Raw genomic sequence first — 16928 nt, forward strand, 5'->3', positions numbered from 1 at the left:
CCTATGAGCCCCGAACGCTATGCGCGGATTTGTGAAATGCTGGCCACCCGGCAGCCCGATCTGACGGTCTGCCTGGAACAGGTTCACAAACCGCATAACGTCTCCGCGATTATCCGTACCGCCGATGCCGTCGGCGTACATCAGGTGCATGCCGTGTGGCCTACTCCACGGATGCGTACCCTAGTCTCCTCCGCTGCTGGCAGCAATAGCTGGGTGTGCGTAAAAACCCACCCCACCATCGCCGATGCGGTCACGCATCTGAAAGGCCAAGGGATGCAGATCCTGGCAACTCACCTTTCTGCCCGCGCCGTCGATTTTCGCGAAATAGACTATACCCGCCCTACCTGCATACTGCTGGGGCAGGAAAAAACCGGCATCACCGAAGAGGCGCTAGCCTTGGCCGATCAGGACATTATCATTCCGATGATCGGTATGGTGCAGTCGCTGAACGTCTCTGTCGCTGCGGCTCTGATCCTGTATGAGGCCCAACGCCAGCGGCAAAACGCCGGTATGTATCGCCGCGATCTCAGCGCGTTAGATGAGCAGGAACAGCAACGCCTGCTGTTTGAAGGCGGTTACCCGGTGTTAGCCAACGTGGCCAAACGTAAAAAGCTGCCGCGCCCGCAGATTGACGATCAAGGCCAAGTGGTTGCCGACGCCGAATGGTGGGCAGCCATGCAGGCAACGACGGTACGCCGATGAAAGGCCGCCTGCTGGATGCCGTCCCACTCACTACGCTTTCCGGGGTTGGAGCCAGCCAGGCGGGGAAACTGGCCAAAATCGGCCTGAATACCATCCAGGATCTGCTGCTTCACCTCCCGTTACGTTACGAAGACCGCACCCGCCTCTACCCAATCAACGATCTGCTGCCGGGGATTTTTGCCACGGTGGAAGGGGAAGTGCTGCGCAGCGATATCAGTTTTGGCCGCCGCCGCATGCTCACCTGCCAGATCAGCGACGGCACCGGCATCCTGACTATGCGCTTCTTCAACTTCAACGCGGCGATGAAGAACAGCCTGGCAACCGGCCGCCACGTAACGGCCTATGGCGAAGTCAAACGCGGCACCCACGGCGCAGAAATTATCCACCCGGAATACCGTGTCCAGGGGGAAAACAGCGAGGTCGAGCTGCAAGAAGCCCTGACGCCGGTGTATCCCACCACCGAAGGGATCCGCCAAGCCACGCTGCGCAAGTTGACCGATCAGGCGCTGGAGTTGCTGGATACCTGTGCGATTGCCGAGCTGCTGCCGCCGGAATTAAGCGGCGGTTTAATGAGCCTGCCACAGGCGCTGCATATGCTGCACCGTCCGCCGCCGGATATCCAACTGGCTGATTTGGAGCAGGGCAAGCACCCGGCACAAAAACGCCTGATCCTTGAAGAGCTGCTGGCACATAACTTAAGCATGTTGGCCGTCCGCGCCGGAGCGCAAAGCTACCGGGCATTATCGCTAACGCCTGACGATCGGCTGAAAAACCGCTTCCTGGCCCAGCTCCCCTTCTCGCCTACCGGTGCACAAACGCGGGTTGTGGCAGATATTGAAGCCGATCTGCAAAAAGGTTTCCCGATGATGCGCCTGGTGCAGGGCGACGTCGGCTCAGGTAAAACCCTGGTTGCTGCCCTGGCCGCACTACGCGTCATTGCTCACGGCAAACAAGTGGCGCTGATGGCTCCCACCGAATTGCTCGCCGAACAACACGCTAATAACTTCCGCCAGTGGTTTGAACCCTTGGGGATTGAGGTGGGTTGGTTGGCCGGCAAGCAAAAAGGCAAGGCACGCCTCGCCCAACAGGAAGCTATTGCCAGCGGCCAGGTGTCGATGGTGGTAGGGACGCACGCCATTTTCCAGGAGCAGGTGCAGTTCAATGGCCTGGCCCTGGTGATTATCGATGAACAACACCGCTTTGGTGTGCATCAGCGGCTGGCGCTGTGGGAGAAAGGCGAAGAACAAGGGTTCCATGCTCATCAGTTGATCATGACCGCCACGCCAATCCCGCGCACGCTGGCGATGACCGCCTACGCCGATCTGGACACCTCGGTAATCGATGAATTGCCGCCGGGCCGTACGCCGGTGACAACGGTGGCGATCCCCGATACACGCCGGGCCGATATTATCCAGCGGGTGAAAAGCGCCTGTATCGAAGAAGGCCGTCAGGCGTATTGGGTCTGCACGCTGATCGAAGAGTCTGATTTGCTGGAAGCCCAAGCCGCAGAAGCAACCTGGGAAGAACTGAAGATTGCGCTGCCGGAACTGAAGGTAGCGCTGGTGCATGGCCGCATGAAGTCAGCGGAGAAGCAGGCAGTGATGCAGGCCTTCAAGCAGGGCGAACTGCAATTGCTGGTTGCCACCACGGTGATTGAGGTGGGGGTCGACGTACCAAACGCCAGCCTGATGATCATAGAAAACCCGGAGCGGCTTGGCCTGGCCCAGTTGCACCAGCTGCGTGGCCGGGTTGGCCGTGGTGCGGTAGCCTCTCACTGCGTGCTGCTGTATAAAACCCCACTCAGCAAAACCGCCCAAAAACGCCTGCAGGTGCTGCGCGACAGTAACGATGGCTTTGTGATTGCTCAGCAAGATTTGGAAATTCGTGGACCAGGTGAGCTATTGGGGACGCGCCAAACCGGCAGTGCAGAGTTTAAAGTGGCCGATTTGTTGCGCGATCAGGCCATGATCCCCGAAGTTCAGCGCGTTGCGCGCCATATTCACCAGCAGTATCCACAGCATGCGCATGCCTTAATTGAGCGCTGGCTGCCGGAAACCGCTCGCTACTCCAACGCCTAATCAATTAACCCCTCTTGTCACCAAGAGGGGTTATCATCGCTTAACCGAACACCGGCAGCATCAGATACAGCTTAATCACGATGGCGTTAGCGATATCGATAAAGAACGCGCCCACCATCGGCACCACCAAAAATGCCAGATGCGAAGGGCCGAAACGATCGGTGATCGCCTGCATGTTGGCAATGGCCGTTGGCGTCGCCCCCATGCCAAAACCACAGTGCCCCGCAGCCAGCACGGCAGCATCGTAGTTTTTACCCATCACGCGGTAGGTCACGAAGATGGCATACAGTGCCATGACCAGCGTCTGCACTGCCAGGATCGCCAGCATTGGCAAGGCTAGCGAAGCCAACTCCCACAGGCGCAGGCTCATCAACGCCATCGCCAGGAACAGCGACAGGCTCACGTTACCCAACACGGAGACCGCACGCTCAAACACCTGGTAGAAGCCCGTTGCCGACAGGGTGTTACTGAGGATCACGCCGACAAACAGCACGCAGACAAAGGTCGGCAGTTCGAAGGCGGTACCATTCAATAACCCGGCAATAAAGTTACCGAGGCTCAGGCAGATGGCAATCATGGCGATGGTTTCTACCATCACCAGCGAGGTGATCAGACGGCCACTTTCCGGCTTTTCAAAGCCGCTCGGCTGCACGCTGTCATCCGGTGTGCCTTCCGGCGTTGAAGAGTGTTTCACCAGATAGCGAGCCACTGGGCCACCAATCAGGCCGCCCAGCACCAGACCAAAGGTGGCGCATGCCATGGCCACTTCGGTGGCATTCTCAAACCCATAGCGCTCGATGAACACCTTGCTCCAGGCCGCCCCGGTGCCATGCCCGCCCGAAAGCGTAATCGAGCCCGCAATCAGCCCCATTAACGGATCCAGCCCCAGCATTTTCGCCATGCCGATACCGATGGCATTCTGTACCAACAGCAGACCCAGTACCACAAACAGGAACACGACCAATGCCTTGCCCCCCGCCCGCAGACGCGCCAGGTTGGCATTCAGGCCGATAGTGGCGAAGAAGGCCAGCATCAATGGGTCTTTCAGCGACATATCAAAGCCGATTTCCCAGTTCACCGTTTTCTTCAAAACCAAGAGCAGGACCGCCACCAGTAAACCACCAGCAACGGGAGCAGGAATAGTATATTTTCTCAGCAGAGGAATGGAGCGCACGCATTTGCCCCCAAGCAACAGGACCAGCGTGGCGGCAACTAACGTGCCGTAAGTATCGAGATGAAACATCTAGCTACTCCGTGTAGTAATTAAATCCAATAAATTAATAAGTTATAAAATTTACTCAGTTTTTTAACTTGATGAAGGGGGGATTAAAAGTAAAAACGGCTAATAACACAAGAAAAAATGAACGAAAATGCGACATTAATGGGTTCAGCATCGTAAAAAATATTAATGCGCAACCGTTTGCTTTTGTGAAGCAGATCATTAAAATGCCTTCTTTGCCGCCTTTGGGAAAGCCACACCATGTCCAGCCAAACCGCCGAGCTTGATGCCGCGCAAAAAGCATCAGCCCCCGTTTCACACAATAGTGAACTGATTTACCGCCTGGAAGACCGCCCGCCGCTGCCGCAAACATTGTTTGCCGCCAGTCAGCATTTGCTAGCGATGTTTGTTGCCGTGATCACCCCGGCCCTGTTGATCTGCCAGGCGCTTGGCCTGCCAGCGCAGGATACGCAGCACATCATCAGCATGTCGCTGTTCGCTTCCGGTTTGGCCTCGATACTGCAAATCAAAACCTGGGGCCCGGTGGGGTCTGGCCTGCTGTCCATTCAGGGCACCAGCTTCAACTTTGTCTCACCATTGATTATGGGCGGGCTGGCACTGAAAAACGGCGGCGCAGACGTGCCCACCATGATGGCAGCGTTGTTTGGCACCTTGATGGTCGCCTCTTGTACCGAAATCCTGCTGTCGCGCGTACTGCATCTGGCACGCCGCATCATTACCCCGCTGGTCTCCGGCATTGTGGTGATGATTATCGGCCTGTCGCTGATCCAGGTCGGGCTGACCTCTATCGGTGGCGGCTATGCGGCGATGGGCGATCACACCTTCGGCGCGCCCAAGAATCTGCTGCTGGCAGGCGCGGTGCTGGTAGTGATTATTCTGCTTAACCGCCAGCGTAACCCTTACCTGCGCGTCGCTTCGTTGGTGATCGCCATGGCCGTGGGTTATCTGTTGGCCTGGGCCATGGGCATGCTGCCGGAAACCGAACCGGCCACCCAAACAACCTTGATCACCGTTCCTACCCCGCTGTATTACGGCCTGGGCTTTGACTGGAACCTGTTGCTGCCGCTGATGCTGATCTTTATGGTCACGTCGCTGGAAACCATCGGTGATATCACCGCTACCTCCGACGTTTCTGAACAGCCGGTCAGTGGCCCGCTATATATGAAGCGCCTGAAAGGCGGTGTGCTGGCCAACGGCCTGAACTCGATGCTGTCGGCGGTGTTCAACACCTTCCCGAACTCCTGCTTTGGTCAGAACAACGGGGTGATCCAGCTGACCGGCGTTGCCAGCCGCTACGTCGGTTTTGTGGTGGCACTGATGCTGATCCTGCTGGGGCTGTTCCCGGCCGTTGCCGGTTTTGTGCAGCATATTCCTGAACCGGTGTTGGGCGGCGCGACCATCGTGATGTTTGGTACCATTGCAGCCTCCGGCGTGCGTATCGTTTCCCGCGAGAAGTTAAACCGCCGCGCCATCATGATTATGGCGCTGTCGCTGGCCGTCGGTATGGGGGTTTCCCAACAGCCGCTGATCTTGCAGTTTGCACCGGACTGGCTGAAAACCCTGCTTTCTTCCGGTATCGCCGCCGGTGGTATCACCGCCATTGTGCTGAACCTGCTGTTCCCACCAGAAGAAAAATAAGCACTTCCCGCAGCAAACCAACGGCCATTGGCAAACCGCTACTGGCCGTTTTTTTATTGTCTTTCAGGCCATTGCCCTTGAGCTGGCGGGCTAATTGCGGCATAAACAGGGTATCTTTTCTGTCCGCTACGGATCCACACGATGAGATTTATCGGAAAACTATTGATCACGTTGCTGCTGCTGATAGTGCTGGCCATTGTGCTGCTCTACGTAGTGGGGCAAACCCGCTGGGCCGCAGGCTGGTTGAGTCACTGGATCAGCGATCGTGGTGATTACCAACTGTCGGTAGAAAAAATAACGCATTCGTGGAGCAAACCAGGGCAGCTCAGCCTAGAGGGCGTAACCCTCGCCCGAGCCAACCAACCGCAACTCTTGGCGGCCAAGCAGGTCGATATGGCTTTCAGCCTGCGGCAAATTACCGAGCCACGCTATTTCGATAGCATCACGCTACGCGACGGCACCTTAAACGTTCAGCCTTTGCAGGGCGCACCGCTGCCAATACAGGCCGATGTGCTGCAACTGAGCAATATGGCACTGCAATCTAATGATGAGAGCTGGCAGCTTAACGCGCAGAAGGTCAATGCCGGGATCAACCCGTGGCAGCCAACGGCAGGCCATTTACTCGGGGATAACAATCAGTTCCAGTTCAGCGCCGGTTCGATGGTGGTCAACGGTATTCCAGCCTCGCAGGTGTTGATCCAGGGCGAAATCAAGCAAAACCAGCTGATATTGAGCGACTTTGGTGCCGATCTGGCACAGGGCGATCTCACCGGTGTAGCAAGCCGAGCTGCCGATGGCAGTTGGTTGGTTGAACGACTGCGGCTGAGCAACGTCCGCCTACAAGTACCAATGACGCTAGAACAGTTCTGGAGCCGCTTCACGGCGTTGCCACCCATTACGTTGAAACGCTTTGATCTGATTAACGCCCGCCTGGAAGGTAACGCCTGGGCGGCGAACGATCTCGATCTGTCGATGCAAAATATCACCTTCCAACAAGGGGATTGGAGCAGTCAGGATGGCGCGATCAACTTCACCGCCGACGACCTGATCAATGGCAACTTCCATCTCATCGATCCGATTATGGATATGCAGCTCTCACCAGCCGGTATTGCCATTGGCCAGTTCAGCACCCGCTGGGAAGGTGGATTGCTGCGGACCACCGGCAACTGGCTGCGCGCCAATAAGCGCCTGCAACTCAACGAGGTAGCCGTCTCTGCGCTGGAGTACACCTTGCCCAGCAACTGGCGTGAACTCTGGTTACAGCCGCTGCCAAGCTGGCTGGCGGAGGTGTACGTCGCCAAGATGAGCACCAACCGTAACCTGATCATCGATATCAACCCGGATTTCCCCTTCCAGCTCACCTCGCTGGATGGTAACGGCAGCAATCTGCTGTTGGCCAGTGACCATCAGTGGGGGATTTGGTCCGGCTCGCTGAAACTCAACGCCGGTGGTGCCACCTTTAACAAGATCGACGTACGCCGCCCTTCGCTGGCGTTGGATGCGGATGCACAGCAGATCAACGTTACCGAGCTGAGCGCCTTTATGCCCGATGGCCTGTTGGATGCCAAGGCCAATGTCAGCCAACTGCCCGGTAAGCCGTTCACCCTATCCCTTAACGGACGCTCGGTGCCTGTGAATACCTTGCAGCAATGGGGTTGGCAGCATGTGCCGCTGGAGGGGGATGGAAATCTGCAGTTACAGCTGAAGGGATTACTCAACAGCGATGGGCCGTTTAAAGCGTCTTTGAAGGGCCAGTTGCAAGCTACCAGCAAGGATGGGCAGACTCTGGAGCAGCAGGTACCGTGAACTGATGTTGAATACCGCTGCTTCTGGAGTGATCTGGTGGCAGCGGCAAGAGATTGGCGTTTGCAGAAACAAAAATCCCGGCTAATTTGGTCGGGATTCATTACCTAACCAAAGAGCTACTACTTACTGATATATAAGGTTTTACATGTATTATGACTTTCGTAATAAGCCCATTAGTCATTACTTCAGCAAACAAATACTCCCCTGAATTGTCACTTTTTATACTGAATTAGCTAACCCCATCAATGGCGTTACGTACACATTCATTTCCATCAAGTTTTATGATGTACTGAATCCATCCCTCTACAACACTGAAAAAGAAGTCGATGCAAAGCCCTTTTTCATCTTTAGCCGTATATAAGTAACTTACATTATCTCGATCAAAGTAAGTTGGCACTTATCTGCCAACTTAAAAGATCACTACCTAAGCCATGGCGATTCATATCTCGCGGAGCGGTAATCAGAAAATTTCTGTTTCGTGATTTGCGATCCATATTGTTGAGTCGCGATAATTTTTATTAGTAGCTGATATCAGCGAGCACTTATCTGCATTTCCCTCAGTAGTATATGAACAATTTTCTTTCACATAGACCGTCATATTAGGGTATTTTGAGACCAATTCCATGTCTTGAAACTGCTCGCTTCCGGCTTGGTAAAAGAAGCGTTTGTCATTTTGGTTTCGGAAGTCTTTTACGCGCACAGGGAATTGTCTATTACCATATTCATATCGGACTGCTACGGCACCAGTTTCTCTGTCCACCATTGTTTCAAGCAACCCTCGAACATTATAGGTCAGAGTGAATTTGCCCTCTTCATTCTCAAGCTCAGTGATTTCACAACGCTTATTAACTGCACCTGTAATTCGCTGTCCCTTAAAAGAAGATAACACTCCATCTTTGTTTACTAAATGGAACTCCCGATTATTGGCTTTATCAAGCATATTTATGCTAGTAAAGCATCCGCTGCGGTCATAGCTGACTTCTGTCGTTGCCATCAGTTTACCATGAACATCACGAATCCACTGGAGGCTATGTTTTACGTCTCCGTTTGAAGCATCATGATCGAACAAAATAGCTGCGTTTAAGACTGCTGGTTTGAATACTGTTAATGCATGGGCATGAACTGACACAGTCAACCATATAATACTTAAGAGTACCTTTATTTTCATTGTAATTTCCTTATTGATTTAAATTCACTCTAAATAGATGCTTTACTTCTCATCATACGAGGCCCATTCCGACGGGATGTTCATGTAACCTTTCTCCACTGCTCGGATTTTCACCATTGAGTGCTGCATGTCACATGGTGGTTTAGTTAAGTTGTAGCGCCCGCTTATCGCTCATGACTGCCTTTCGATCTCACGGTGAACGATATGAGCTTCCTTTAACGTCAACTTTATTGCCAGTAAGCCTCTCAATAAATTCAATTGCGTCTGGGTCGCCATGCCAGGCCATGCAATTTAAACAATCGCCTCCACAATCAAGATTGAGGGTTTCTGGTATTTTGCTCATTGGCTGACTGCAGGTCAGGCAGTTGTTAGTTTCCATTGGGAGGGCATCCTTTTTTTTCAAATCAAACTGTTCAATATTGCCTACATACCACAATGTAAGACCGCTTCGCTCGAAACCGTCATAGGACAGCAATGAGCGAAAAGCGGAAGTTCATACCTTTCTGGGCCTTGTTGAATAAATCAGATTTGGACAAAAGAATCCCTTGAATGTGCATATACCTCAGGCAACTCGTACACTTTTTGGCATACCCGCGAGCGTCATCTTGTTCATTGCACGGATCATCACCATAGCCTAACCGACCTGCGCATCATAGTCACGCAGCGTAAGGTACCCGCCCGGTGTGATCCGGTTGCAGCGGCGGGAAGTGGCAGTATTTTGAGTTTAGGAGCCCCCCGACGACATGTCGGGGGCTATGAACTAACGGATCTTAAATAACCAAAGGATAAAACCTGCAATAAATCCTAACCCAGCCATTTTCAGGTAGATATGTATATTAGTTTTTATGAACTCTATAATACCTTCCCCTCCACTAACCCAATAACCAAGAACATGAAAAATTAAGCTCATAAAAAAAAGCATAAGAGAAAATGCACAGGAAAGATAAATCATTACGAACCTTGATTCATTTCGCATCATTATTACCCCCTGTATTCTTTAAATAACCATCAACTCCTTTATTAAAGGATTCTAAAGCAGAAGAACCGCCAATGTTAACGGCAACAGAGGGAACCGAACTCTGTGGTGCTGGCTTGGTTATGGTCCACACTCCTGTTGGCACCCACTCGTACTGTTTTGATATCAGATTAAGCACCTTATCAAAAGGTACTTTTAGAATGTTACCAGCAACATACCCCACTGATGCACCAGTTTTACCCACTATCGCCCCCATAAACGGATCATCACCTTTCATCTCGGCTTGGTAATAACCACCGGCTGCATTCCATGTCACTGTTGGGTTATACCCCTTACCCGCAGTAATTGCTCCAATCACTCCAGAGCCGATCACGTCAGAGAGTTTCACTTCACCAGTCGTGCCGTATTGAATACCAGCATAAACTCCAGCAGATACACCTACCACGATTAACTGCTCTTTACCTTTAGTAACAGCATTCGTGAGAATAGCTTTCCCCCCCATCACCGCAACCGGCCATGATGTCGGATCGCTGATAACGGATAATAGTAGGCCGGGAGCTTATACAGCTAATCGATATTGAGTTTAAGATTATTGGCCGAAGTTTTTCCATGCTAGAGCATGTTTTTTTGACTCAACATGCAGATAAGCTTCGATTTCTTTCCAAACTGACTCATTTTCATCAGATGCTGTAACTAACGATTCAACAAGTCCAGTTGCAACCGCTGTTGCTAACTCATCATTATCAGACCTCATACCTGTTTCAATGTGCTGGAACAGGGCTGATTTCTCCGAGTGATTTAATGAAGCCAACTGGTTTACCAATGCTTTACCCACTAGAGAAAACAATAAGATCGTCGATGGAGGTTCTGGCAACCAATACTCAACACATCTATTTACTTCATTCTTTATATACTCTGACGCTTGAGTAAAAAAACTCAAGTAATCATCAATATAATTATCCATCATTACTTACCCTTAAGAGCATTTTGCATGTCTTTCAGAACGTTTTCCGCCGCCGCTCTATCACTCGAAGAAGCTTAAGGATTCTTATTTAACCAATCCTGAATCGCTTTAGAATATGTTTGGGCGCCCCCTGCCAGCGACTTTTTCGCCAGTAGCTAACTCGTAACGAACTGCATCAGCCCGCTCTTTTTCTTCTCATCCAACCGATAGCTGGACTGTTCTTCCGTCGCCGCCACGATCTCGACGTTGTTGCCTGCTTGCAGGTTAACCTTGCCGTCACCAACAACCGAAGACCCCTTCACCGTCAGATCGTTACCCGCAGACAGAGACACGTTGTCGCCGCTCAGCAGCGTGCCTTTTTCCTGCGTGGCGTAATCTTCCCGCACCGTGTGGGTGGTGGTCTTTGACAGGAACCCTTTCTTGGTCTTGGTTTCTTCGAAGAAGGAGTAGTCGCTTTCGGTGGCGCTGTTGAGGGCGCTTATCAAACACTACATATGGCTATCGTTATCAGGGTTCAGAAGTTAACAGAGGTCGATCGAATAGATGGAAGCGGTTGTTATAACCATGAGGTGAGGAAGATAAAAGGCAAGCTACCGCCCTGCCTTGGCATCCTTGCCTGCTCATTAGTCATAGTACCAACAAGATCCCTTGCTGCCATTAGCTGTTTAATTCAATTGCCTTTACTACCGGCCAGCAGATCGAAGTGATCACCAAGCCGGGTCAGTTGATCATCCGCGTCGTTACGCAGTAACAGGGAGGTTCATCATGGCCAAGACCAACGCACAACGTCAGGCCGAGACCGCGCACGCCGTCGCCGCGACGGGGTGAGCACACGCCTGAACATCGAGGTGAGCCTCGTCGCCCATTTTGCGCTTGAACGACTGGCGCACCATCACGGCCTGACCCAGCGCCAAATGCTGGAACAGCTGATCACAGGTCCCCATGAGGCCCTGTGCAAGAGCCTCGAGGGCGACGACTTCCGGCGCTATATCGACAAGGGGGCCGCATGAACATCACCTTCACACCCCAACCGATCCCGGAGTTGACGATCGGCGGCGGCATGCTGGCCGGGCTGGGTTTTACCCCCGGCACACCGTTACAGCTCACACTCCGGCCCGATGGCCTGTGGAGCCCCCCCGTCACCGATGAAGCCACCTGGAACGCATTGTGCGAAGCCAGCCAACAGCGGCAAGATCTGGGGGCGGATTGGGTACGGCAGAACGGCGAGCTGATCATCGCCGGAGACTGGATCATTGAGTCCGGGATCACTGACGCTGAACAACTGGAGATCACCGCCGCACCCGGTGTGATTCGGTTGCAACGGCGAGACAATGGGAGATTTCAGGCGTAGAAGCAACAACCCCGGCCAAGGCCGGGATTCTCGTTACTTCAAGGTATAATCAAATTTCTTATCCCAGTTAAATTGAATGTCTTGTTCTTTTGTTTGCTCAAAGATTTGAACAATTTGATCAAAGCATTCACCAAGATATTTTTTTGATTGCTCGGAGTTTAGCCAAATTATTGTTACTGGCCTTTCTACGTCACTACTTAGGCGATCTCTGAGAGCATCAAGATTGCCCCCATAGTAGGGGCCAAAATCTAATAAAGCAGACATAACCTTATGGAAGTCATACTCATTTTTTATGTTTGTCCCATCTAAAATTATTTCACTCATACTCACTTCCACTTACCTATTGAAGTCGCAGTCCCATAGTGGTCAGTCGTTATATAAAGCAAACCATCATTTGAATATAACAATCTTGTGCCTGGTTGGTTGCTTCTCTACATAGTGTTATTTAACCCTATATCAACTTCTCGCCACACTCTAGCATGAACATCACCTACACACCCCAACCGATCCCGGAGCTGACGATCGACGGCGGCATGCTGGCCTGTGGACCACCCTCGTCACCGATGCGGCCACCTGGGACGCACTGTGCGAGGCCAGTCAGCAGCAGCAAGATTTAGGGGCGGATTGGGTACGGCAGAACGGCGAGTTGATCATCGACGGAGACTGGCTCACCGAGTCCAGGATCATCGATGTGACACAGCTAGAGATCGCCGCCGCACCCGGTGTGATCCGGTTGCAGCGGCGGGAAGAGGAAGTTCTCAGGGCGTAGAAGCAAAGATCCCGGCCAGTTGGCCGGGATCTCTTTTATCAGGTCGGGAGTTTAGCCAATAAGCAGTTTACCTTTTCTGAGTCTTCAGGGTGAAGTTCCAGATACTTCTCGCAGGCTAAACGGGCATATTTAAAACCAATATCCTCTGACACTATGATTTCCCCTTCCCAGACACCGAACATTACACCTTCAAAATGAAAATCAGGATCTACATCTTGTAGATCTGGATAGTGGCAATACGTCTCATTAATCACAAAGCCACATCTTTTGATAATATTATCCACTCCATAAATGAGTCGATTTTGCAGATGTAATGAGTTAAAAAAATCTTTCAAAACCCATGCATTATCATTGTCATAATCTATTTTTTCAAAAATATACTCATTCATTTCGTCACCGGGAAAAAGTTAGTTACAGTACCGGTTTTTTGATCCACATACACTTGGAACTTAAGACCGCCAGCTGTTGCCGTGTACTCTCTACTACCAGAAGCAATAGCATCTTTATAGCCACTTGCTGCTGCTTGCTGACCCAACTTCAATATTTTTTCATCGCTGAATACTTTAGGATCATAAATGGTGTTTTCTAAAACTTCTCTTTTATAGCCAATAACATTGCCAGCTCTATCTTTTGCAGGCACTTGATATTTAACATGTGTAATACCATCCATCCCTGGTTCCTGGGATAGGATTTTCACACCATTATCAGCAACGGCTTTATTAAATGCATCAGCATTGTGCGCTCCTGAAATACCCTTCTTCTGAGAATAACCATCCATCTGGGACAAGTGCTCAGGCAGATTAACCTTGAAGTTAATTCCTGAAGGATAAGCATTAGCTTCTTTGACCAACGAACTCAGTTTGCTTGCTACCGCTGTTCCCACCACAGGTGACATCGATGCTGCTACAATCTTCATCCCATCATAGGTTTCAACGTATGCTTCTGCCGTCGCCTTATCTACACCAAGCTGCACCATGGCATAGTTCACCATCACGTCCTTCACCTGCTGTTGATTCTGCGCATCAACACTGGTGATATTCAGCAGGTTCACTATCTGGCCGTAAGCATCCGCGTATTGCTGGCTCACCTTCGAGTTATACGGCCCGGTTTCATACTCACCCTTGGCCGCGATAACCTCCAGTCTCGCCGCACCACAGGCCGCACTGGCTGCCGCACCATTTCCGCAGTCCTCGATCACCTTCTTGTCGCTGGCGATATCCTTTTCACGCAGTTCATTAACTTTCTGCTGGGCCTGCTCATGCTCTGCCAGGTCTTTACTGTTCTGGAGCTTCTGCTTCGCCAGCTCGAGCTCTGTCTTTTCAGACACGCTCAGGAAGTTATTCTCCACAACAACTTCATCCAGTGCGGAGTCAGCCAGCCAACAGCATTTTTCCTAGTACACTCAGCAGGTTACAACTACTTTTTCCCTGTGCATTCTGGCCCGGGCAACTTTTCCCCCAGACGCGCTTTTTCAGCCCGTTACGCCATTTTCCCCAACGCTGTTAAAGAGCAACCAACGCCCCATCATAACAGCGCTTTTCGCCCCTGCCATTACCGCTGTAGGGGTTTTGTGACGGTGGCCGGGCTGGGTTTTACCCCCGGCACACCGTTACAGCTCACACTGCGAGCCGATGGCCTGTGGATCACCGCCGCACCCGGAGTGATCCGGTTACGACAACGAGAAGATGGCGTTTTCAGGGCTTAGAAGCAGTAACCCCCGGCCAAGGCCGGGGGTTACTGCTTTAATTCAGAAGATCCGTTGATACATTGCCGGTATCGAAGAACTCCTTGAAGATCCTGACAACAAGATCGAAGTCCTTTGTAAGCTGGCGCTCAGGCCAATAATTGCCATGAATCATTATCTTATTGTCTATTTTTGACATATCCCAATATGAGCGAACATCAGAGTCACTTTCTGAATACTCCAACAAGGTTAATAAGTAAAAGCCATTTTCTGTAGATACATCAAGTTTTGCTGGACCAACATCGGGGTCAGGCAATACCGTCAATCTTACTGTGCCTTCTTTACCTTTTACTTTTAACAACAACTCTTTAATATCATCCCAATCAGGTCTACGTATTCTGGTAAAAGAGTTTTTGTTACTAAGGTGAAAATCAGCTTCAAACTCTTTTTTCAGATAATCTGACTCAACACCTATCTTCATAATTCTATTCCCTAATGAATTTTTTCATACCAGCTTCCCAATACAAAACATCACCGCTCTTTTCTTCATATATCGTCAGTGACTTTAACCCTGCTTTTGCAGCCATGGTTTTTACTTCACTGAGACAGTAAGTACAAAGTGCTTCCCCACTCACTGACATAAGCATATCTTTGCCATTAGTCATCCCTTTCTCATAGGCTTGTTGGATCACACCTATTTCTGCATGAGCGGTTCCCATGTTTCCATTAGGAAAGTTTTTATTAGGCTCCTTCACTATCTTAGCCTGCACAACATCATTGATAATAGTCGGTTTATTAAAGTCGGCTAACTGCGAAGGTCTCGCTCCCTGGTTAGTATCAGTGAACTGGCTGCCATCAACATTTCCTTTCGCAACGACCTTCACATTCGCATCTACAATCTTGCCAAGTTGTTTCGCCGCTGCCGCACCAAGTACCGGAGTGACCGAAGCAACAATAATATCGGCTCCCTGCTTCAACTCGGTGTAATCTTTCGCTGTGGCGTAATCAACCCCTTTCGTGGTCATAAAGGAGTTGATCATTGCGTCTTGGATCTGCTGTTGATTCTGCGCATCAACACTGGTGATATTCAGCAGGTTTACTATCTGGCCATAAGCATCCGCGTATTGCTGGCTCACCTTCGAGTTATACGGCCCGGTTTCATACTCACCTTTGGCCGCGATAACCTCCAGTCTCGCCGCACCACAGGCCGCACTGGCTGCCGCACCATTTCCGCAGGCCTCGATCACTTTCTTATCGCTGGCGATATCCTTTTCACGCAGTTCATTAATCGTCTGCTGGGCCTGCTCACGCTCTGCCGGATCTTTGCTGTTCTGGAGTTTCTGCTTCGCTAACTCAAGCTTCGTCTTTTCTTCCACGCTCAGGAAGTTATTCTCCACAACAACTTCTTCCGTCGTGAAGTTTACCGCCGCAACCACTTTTCCCTTTTCGGTCAGTAAGTTACAAAAACGTTTCGCCCCGACGCGCTTTTTCAGCCCGTGATGCCATTTTCCCCAGCACGGTTAAAGAGCAATCAACCATAGCATCATAAGTCAGAATCAGTCCCACCCCAAACCCACAAGATGACCATTGCCGGTTACCGCCCCAATGGCAGCAGGCCCAGCCCGCAGCCACAGCTCACTCTCAAGGGCAGTTGGCTGAAGCAGATAGGCTCTTATGCCAGTCGGGCGGTTATCATCACCATTAAACACGACCAGTTATCTATTAGTGGCTAAATCTATAGCTATAGACAATGTTAATTTAGATGATTTGTCTTTAACCTTTTTTGAGTATTCGCTTAATGGCTTTATATTTACATCACTTATTGAACCATCTATTCTAGACAACTCAAATTCGATAACAAACTCACCATTAACTAATAAAGTATATATATCCTCAGCTTGTTCTATCACTTGATTTAAGCAATAGACACTATCGATTTTTGAAAAATTATGAACTAATAAACCATGTATCACATTATTTTCAAGAATAATATGCTCATATTTTTCCAACCGCTCTCGTATTAAACCTTCCGTTCTAGAGCCTATCAGTCTCATTTGATCCTACCTGGTGTTGTTGTGATCAAGTTACCCTTACCATCAGTTAAAATTGTCATAGTATTTGTTGGCTTACCGCTAAACTTATCAATACCTATACTTTTGTCAAGTGTAATAACTCGTTCATAACGAGGGCCATCTGCACTATCAATTTTCCTACTAATTGGCACTTTTGAGACATCATTACTTTGAAGGATCGTTTTTACCTCAGACTGACTAATAGTAAATTGACTAGCATTTTTATCGGAAAAATGTCGTTGGACGACATGCTCCCAGCCTTGCTTTGAATTGCCGTTTTGAACATTGATACGAGACTGAACAATAGGATGCTCTAATTCTGTCTTGGCAACTACCTTATCTGCACCGTTAGAGGGCGTTGTTGAATAAATCGAACTTTTGGCCGTAGTCAGGATCAGATCACCACACTCCTCATCCTGCAGCGATATCACGTGGCAAAACAAAAGTTCAAAATCACCAACTGGGCCACCTACAACAAGG

The 16928-nt window shown here is 50.5% G+C and carries 17 protein-coding genes and 4 pseudogenes; 8 read left to right on the forward strand and 13 right to left on the reverse strand.

Annotation, left to right across the window (positions count from 1 at the left end; all coding sequences use genetic code 11):
- Window positions 1-3: 3 nt before the first annotated feature.
- Both trmH and recG read left to right on the forward strand, forming a co-directional pair.
- Window positions 4-702: a tRNA (guanosine(18)-2'-O)-methyltransferase TrmH gene (trmH, locus tag ACMV5I_RS19545; protein ID WP_414825092.1), complete on the forward strand. Its 699-nt coding sequence runs from the start codon at window positions 4-6 to the stop codon at window positions 700-702.
- Window positions 699-2780 (forward strand): ATP-dependent DNA helicase RecG, encoded by a 2082-nt coding sequence (gene recG, locus ACMV5I_RS19550; RefSeq protein ID WP_074029798.1) that lies wholly within the window; start codon window positions 699-701, stop codon window positions 2778-2780. Before trmH ends, recG begins: the two co-directional genes overlap by 4 nt.
- Before the next feature lie 40 nt (window positions 2781-2820).
- On the opposite strand, the gene gltS is transcribed toward recG, so the two are convergent.
- Window positions 2821-4023 carry a sodium/glutamate symporter gene (gltS, locus tag ACMV5I_RS19555; RefSeq protein ID WP_037411300.1) on the reverse strand — a complete coding sequence of 401 codons (1203 nt, stop codon included), beginning with the start codon at window positions 4021-4023 and terminating at the stop codon, window positions 2821-2823.
- A gap of 237 nt (window positions 4024-4260) precedes the next feature.
- Here gltS and ACMV5I_RS19560 point away from each other — a divergent pair, with 237 nt between their 5' ends.
- Together ACMV5I_RS19560 and ACMV5I_RS19565 are read left to right on the forward strand one after the other, a co-directional pair.
- Complete coding sequence (locus ACMV5I_RS19560; protein WP_024482949.1) at window positions 4261-5658, forward strand: nucleobase:cation symporter-2 family protein; 1398 nt, start codon at window positions 4261-4263, stop codon at window positions 5656-5658.
- 141 nt (window positions 5659-5799) lie between these two features.
- Window positions 5800-7464 (forward strand): AsmA family protein, encoded by a 1665-nt coding sequence (locus ACMV5I_RS19565; protein WP_414825093.1) that lies wholly within the window; start codon window positions 5800-5802, stop codon window positions 7462-7464.
- Window positions 7465-7924: 460 nt separating this feature from the next.
- Here the strand turns inward: ACMV5I_RS19565 and ACMV5I_RS19570 are convergent, their stop codons facing one another.
- From ACMV5I_RS19570 to ACMV5I_RS19595, 6 genes and pseudogenes are all read right to left on the reverse strand, one after another.
- Entirely contained in the window at window positions 7925-8632 is a 708-nt protein-coding gene (locus ACMV5I_RS19570; RefSeq protein ID WP_414825094.1) for a YnfC family lipoprotein, read from the reverse strand.
- A gap of 190 nt (window positions 8633-8822) precedes the next feature.
- Window positions 8823-9011 carry a hypothetical protein gene (locus ACMV5I_RS19575; protein ID WP_161738537.1) on the reverse strand — a complete coding sequence of 63 codons (189 nt, stop codon included), beginning with the start codon at window positions 9009-9011 and terminating at the stop codon, window positions 8823-8825.
- Between the two features lie 183 nt (window positions 9012-9194).
- Window positions 9195-9311, reverse strand: a pseudogene (locus ACMV5I_RS19580) (IS5/IS1182 family transposase); the annotation flags it as partial.
- Between the two features lie 286 nt (window positions 9312-9597).
- Window positions 9598-10110, reverse strand: coding sequence for an adhesin (locus ACMV5I_RS19585; RefSeq protein ID WP_414825095.1), 513 nt, complete (start codon window positions 10108-10110; stop codon window positions 9598-9600).
- Window positions 10111-10197: 87 nt separating this feature from the next.
- Window positions 10198-10575 (reverse strand): hypothetical protein, encoded by a 378-nt coding sequence (locus ACMV5I_RS19590; protein WP_370592697.1) that lies wholly within the window; start codon window positions 10573-10575, stop codon window positions 10198-10200.
- Between the two features lie 173 nt (window positions 10576-10748).
- Window positions 10749-11045: pseudogene (locus tag ACMV5I_RS19595) on the reverse strand (hemagglutinin repeat-containing protein); the annotation flags it as partial.
- A gap of 351 nt (window positions 11046-11396) precedes the next feature.
- On the opposite strand from ACMV5I_RS19595, the gene ACMV5I_RS19600 reads away from it, so the two are divergent.
- Both ACMV5I_RS19600 and ACMV5I_RS19605 read left to right on the forward strand, forming a co-directional pair.
- Entirely contained in the window at window positions 11397-11582 is a 186-nt protein-coding gene (locus tag ACMV5I_RS19600; RefSeq protein ID WP_414825096.1) for a hypothetical protein, read from the forward strand.
- Entirely contained in the window at window positions 11579-11923 is a 345-nt protein-coding gene (locus tag ACMV5I_RS19605) for a hypothetical protein (RefSeq protein ID WP_414825097.1), read from the forward strand. The genes ACMV5I_RS19600 and ACMV5I_RS19605 overlap by 4 nt, the downstream gene beginning before the upstream one ends.
- 33 nt (window positions 11924-11956) lie before the next feature.
- Here the strand turns inward: ACMV5I_RS19605 and ACMV5I_RS19610 are convergent, their stop codons facing one another.
- The 5 genes and pseudogenes from ACMV5I_RS19610 to ACMV5I_RS19630 form a co-directional block, all read right to left on the reverse strand.
- Entirely contained in the window at window positions 11957-12247 is a 291-nt protein-coding gene (locus ACMV5I_RS19610) for a barstar family protein (RefSeq protein WP_414825098.1), read from the reverse strand.
- 483 nt (window positions 12248-12730) lie between these two features.
- Entirely contained in the window at window positions 12731-13081 is a 351-nt protein-coding gene (cdiI, locus tag ACMV5I_RS19615; RefSeq protein ID WP_414825099.1) for a ribonuclease toxin immunity protein CdiI, read from the reverse strand.
- Window positions 13078-14040, reverse strand: a pseudogene (locus ACMV5I_RS19620) (CdiA family toxin C-terminal domain-containing protein); the annotation flags it as partial. The pseudogene ACMV5I_RS19620 and the gene cdiI, both read right to left, overlap by 4 nt.
- A 394-nt stretch (window positions 14041-14434) precedes the next feature.
- A complete protein-coding gene (locus ACMV5I_RS19625; protein ID WP_254698881.1) occupies window positions 14435-14857 on the reverse strand; it encodes a DUF6911 family protein in 423 nt (140 codons plus the stop codon).
- A 4-nt stretch (window positions 14858-14861) separates the two neighbouring features.
- Window positions 14862-15782: pseudogene (locus ACMV5I_RS19630) on the reverse strand (DUF6862 domain-containing protein); the annotation flags it as partial.
- Window positions 15783-15956: 174 nt separating this feature from the next.
- Here ACMV5I_RS19630 and ACMV5I_RS19635 point away from each other — a divergent pair.
- A complete protein-coding gene (locus ACMV5I_RS19635; protein ID WP_414825100.1) occupies window positions 15957-16109 on the forward strand; it encodes a SymE family type I addiction module toxin in 153 nt (50 codons plus the stop codon).
- Here the strand turns inward: ACMV5I_RS19635 and ACMV5I_RS19640 are convergent.
- Window positions 16092-16430: a hypothetical protein gene (locus tag ACMV5I_RS19640; RefSeq protein WP_414825101.1), complete on the reverse strand. Its 339-nt coding sequence runs from the start codon at window positions 16428-16430 to the stop codon at window positions 16092-16094. The two genes, ACMV5I_RS19635 and ACMV5I_RS19640, sit on opposite strands and share 18 nt — an antisense overlap.
- A gap of 383 nt (window positions 16431-16813) precedes the next feature.
- Between ACMV5I_RS19640 and ACMV5I_RS19645 the strand changes: the two genes are divergently transcribed.
- A partial coding sequence (locus ACMV5I_RS19645; protein ID WP_390900439.1) for a hypothetical protein occupies window positions 16814-16928 on the forward strand: 115 nt, incomplete at its 3' end.

Source organism: Serratia sp. T13T92 (genome assembly GCF_047530105.1).
Classification (GTDB): Bacteria; Pseudomonadota; Gammaproteobacteria; order Enterobacterales; family Enterobacteriaceae; genus Chania; species Chania fonticola.

Coding starts and splice junctions, on each gene's coding strand:
- ACMV5I_RS19560 (WP_024482949.1), top strand. CDS start 4,261: ATGTCCAGCCAAACCGCCGAGCTTGATGCCGCGCAAAAAGCATCAGCC.
- recG (WP_074029798.1), top strand. CDS start 699: ATGAAAGGCCGCCTGCTGGATGCCGTCCCACTCACTACGCTTTCCGGG.
- ACMV5I_RS19635 (WP_414825100.1), top strand. CDS start 15,957: ATGACCATTGCCGGTTACCGCCCCAATGGCAGCAGGCCCAGCCCGCAG.
- trmH (WP_414825092.1), top strand. CDS start 4: ATGAGCCCCGAACGCTATGCGCGGATTTGTGAAATGCTGGCCACCCGG.
- ACMV5I_RS19625 (WP_254698881.1), bottom strand. CDS start 14,857: ATGAAGATAGGTGTTGAGTCAGATTATCTGAAAAAAGAGTTTGAAGCT.
- ACMV5I_RS19575 (WP_161738537.1), bottom strand. CDS start 9,011: ATGGAAACTAACAACTGCCTGACCTGCAGTCAGCCAATGAGCAAAATA.
- ACMV5I_RS19605 (WP_414825097.1), top strand. CDS start 11,579: ATGAACATCACCTTCACACCCCAACCGATCCCGGAGTTGACGATCGGC.
- ACMV5I_RS19640 (WP_414825101.1), bottom strand. CDS start 16,430: ATGAGACTGATAGGCTCTAGAACGGAAGGTTTAATACGAGAGCGGTTG.
- ACMV5I_RS19610 (WP_414825098.1), bottom strand. CDS start 12,247: ATGAGTGAAATAATTTTAGATGGGACAAACATAAAAAATGAGTATGAC.
- ACMV5I_RS19565 (WP_414825093.1), top strand. CDS start 5,800: ATGAGATTTATCGGAAAACTATTGATCACGTTGCTGCTGCTGATAGTG.
- gltS (WP_037411300.1), bottom strand. CDS start 4,023: ATGTTTCATCTCGATACTTACGGCACGTTAGTTGCCGCCACGCTGGTC.
- ACMV5I_RS19585 (WP_414825095.1), bottom strand. CDS start 10,110: ATGGGGGGGAAAGCTATTCTCACGAATGCTGTTACTAAAGGTAAAGAG.
- cdiI (WP_414825099.1), bottom strand. CDS start 13,081: ATGAATGAGTATATTTTTGAAAAAATAGATTATGACAATGATAATGCA.
- ACMV5I_RS19570 (WP_414825094.1), bottom strand. CDS start 8,632: ATGAAAATAAAGGTACTCTTAAGTATTATATGGTTGACTGTGTCAGTT.
- ACMV5I_RS19590 (WP_370592697.1), bottom strand. CDS start 10,575: ATGATGGATAATTATATTGATGATTACTTGAGTTTTTTTACTCAAGCG.